The sequence below is a fragment of the Streptomyces alkaliphilus genome, assembly GCF_014141535.1.
GTDB lineage: Bacteria > Actinomycetota > Actinomycetes > Streptomycetales > Streptomycetaceae > Streptomyces > Streptomyces alkaliphilus.
On record NZ_VKHT01000685.1, the window covers coordinates 1 to 2,852 of the forward strand.

At 73.7% G+C, this 2,852-nt stretch carries 2 protein-coding genes; both read right to left on the minus strand.

Annotated features, from left to right (window positions below):
* Positions 1–214: 214 nt before the first annotated feature.
* Entirely contained in the window at positions 215–1,465 is a 1,251-nt protein-coding gene (gene aroA / locus FNQ90_RS18455; RefSeq protein ID WP_182607394.1) for a 3-phosphoshikimate 1-carboxyvinyltransferase, read from the minus strand.
* A gap of 124 nt (positions 1,466–1,589) precedes the next feature.
* Positions 1,590–2,852 (minus strand): cytochrome P450 family protein (locus FNQ90_RS18460; protein WP_323380050.1); only part of this gene is annotated, 1,263 nt, incomplete at its 5' end.

The window sequence follows — 2,852 nt, forward strand, 5'->3', positions numbered from 1 at the left end:
GGGTGGAACGGCGGGTGGTGGGGCGACCGGATTCACGGACTCTCTCCTGCTCGGTGGGCCCGGCCGGAGCGGTCGTCCCGCTCCGGCCGGCGTCGTGGATCCACCATCCCCGCGCGGCCCGGTCGACCACATCCGGCGCGGGTCCACACCCGGTTTGCCACCTGCGGCGACGACCCTTACGACCTCCGGGGGAGGTCCCGGTCGTCCCGGGGGATCAGGCGGTGCCGGCGGGCGGGCCCCAGACCTCGGCGAAGACCCGGTGGAAGTCCGGGAAGGTCTTCTTCACGCAGTCGGGGTCGTCCAGGGTGATGCCGGGGGTGCGCAGGGCCGTCACGGAGAAGCTCATCGCCATCCGGTGGTCGCGCCGGCAGCCGATCTCGGCGCCCACCGGGGTCCCGGGGTGGATCTCCAGCCAGTCCCGACCGGTGGCGGTGCGGATGCCGAGCCGGCCGAGGTTGTCGGCGCAGGCGTCGAGACGGTCGGACTCCTTGATCCGGGTGTTGTAGACGTCCTCGATGCGCACGGGGCCGTCGGCGAAGGGCGCGATGGCCGCCAGGGTGGGCATGGTGTCGGAGATGTCCCGCATGGTGACCGTCACCCCGCGCAGGGTGCCGGTGCCGCGCACGGTGGTGGCGTCCTCCCCCACCGTCACCTCCGCCCCCATCTCCCGCAGGATGTCCACGAAGCGCAGGTCGCCCTGGAGGGCGTGGCGTCCCAGGCCGGGGACGGTGACCTCGCGGCCGGTGAGGGCGGCGGCGGCGAAGAAGTAGCTCGCGGTGGAGGCGTCGGGCTCCACCGGGTAGTCGGTGGCCCGGTAACCGCCCGGCGGGACGACGAAGGTGTCGCCCTCCCGCTCGACGTCCACGCCGAAGGAGCGCATCATCGCGATGGTGATCTCCACGTAGGGGACGGAGACCAGGCCGGTCACGGTGATCCGCAGCCCCTCCTCGGTCAGCGGGCCGAGGAGCAGCAGGGCGGTGAGGTACTGGGAGGACAGGCCGGCGTCCAGTTCCAGCTCTCCGCCCTTGACGCCGTCGGCGACCACGCGCAGCGGCAGGTGTCCCTCGGCCTCCTCGCACTCCACCCGCACGCCCAGTTCGCGCAGCGCGGTGACCAGCGGCCCGAGGGGACGGCGACGCAGTTGGTCCGAGGCGTCGAACCGGTACTCCCCCCGGCCGGCGGCGACCAGGCCTGGCAGGAAGCGGGCGACGGTGGCGCCGTCCCGGCACATGATGTCGGCCCGCTCGGCGGCGGGACCGGCGGGGCGGCCGGTGATCCGCCAGTCCTCCCCGTCGCGGTCGCCGCGCTCGACGAGGTACCCGAGACGCTCCAGCCCCTCGGCGAAGGCGTCGGTGTCGTCGGCGAGCAGCGGGCGGCGCAGGGTGGTCACGCCGTCGGCGGCGGCGGCCAGGAAGAGGGCGCGGGCGGTGACGGATTTCGATCCGGGCAGTGACACGGTCGTCATACCCCGCATGATGTCACCGGCGTCGGGGTCGGCGTCGCGATCACCACACGCTGAGACCCCTCCGGGGAACACGCGGCCGAAAAGCACGCGGCCGGGACGACCGGAAGTCGACCCGCCGCGCCCGTCACCAGCGCACGGGCAGCCGCTCCGGGCCCCGGACGATGAGGCTGACGCGGTGTCGGATCTCCCTCGGGCCGGTGTCGGGGGCGAGCTCGGGGCAGCGTTCCAGGAGAGCCCGCAGGGCGATCCGGGCCTCCAACCGGGCGAGCGGGGCACCGAGGCAGAAGTGGATGCCGTGGCCGAAGGAGAGGTGCGGCGGGCGGGAGTCGCGCAGGATGTCGAAGCGGTCGGCGTCGGGGGCGTGCGCGGGGTCCCGGCCCACGGAGGCGAGGATGACGAGGAGCCCCTCGCCGGCGGGCACGGTGACCTCGCCGAAGCGCACCGGTTCGGTGGTGAAGCGGAAGGTGGCACGCTCCACCGGCGGGTCCCGGCGCAGGGTCTCCTCGATCACCTCGTCGATCAGGTCGGGGTCCCGGCGCAGCGCGGCGAGTTGGTCGGGGTGGGTGAGCAGGGCGAGGGCCGCGTTGGCGATGAGGTTGACGGTGGTCTCGTGGCCGGCCACCAGGAGAAGGAAGGCCATGCCGATGAGTTCGGACCCCGAGAGGCGGTCGCCCTCCTCGTCGCGGGTGCGGATGAGGGCGGCGAGCAGGTCGTCCCCACCGACCTCGCGCTTGCGTTCGACGAGGTCGGCCAGGTAGGCGTTCATCGCCACGGCCGCCTCGCGCTCCTCCTCGGGACCGGCGGCGCCCAGGAGGACAGCGGACCAGGCACGGAAGTCGTCGCGCTCCAGGAAGGGCACGCCGAGGAGTTCGCAGATCACCGTCATGGGCAGCGGGACGGCCAGGGAGGCCACGAGGTCGGCACGGCGCTCCGGGCCGGCGGTCATGGTGTCCAGGAGTTCCCGGGTGATCTCCTCCAGACGGGACTCCAGGGTCGCGATGCGGCGGGGTGTGAACTCCCGGGAGACCAGGCGTCGCAGTCGGGTGTGGTGGGGCGGGTCCAGGTCGAGCATGTGGTGGTCGATGGCGCGGCGCCCGTCGCGCAGGCCCTCCATGCCGGGTACCCGGGTCCAGTCCTTGATCAGACGGGGATCGGTGAGCGCGCTCCGGACGGGGTCGTGACCCAGCACGAACCAGACGGTGCCCCCGTCCCCGAGCCGGACCCGGCAGGCGTCGCCGAAACGCTCCCGCATCCGGGCGTAGTAGGGGTAGGGGTCGCGGACGAACCAACCGCCCAGGGCGGGCAGGTCGACGACGGGCACGGGGGTGCCGTCCGGTTCCGGGGGGCCGTCGGTGCGCAGCGCGGCGTCGAGGGCGGCGTCCACGTC

Bases quoted from the DNA above. Each gene is read 5' to 3' on its own strand.
- aroA (WP_182607394.1), bottom strand. From the start codon at position 1,465: ATGACGACCGTGTCACTGCCCGGATCGAAATCCGTCACCGCCCGCGCC.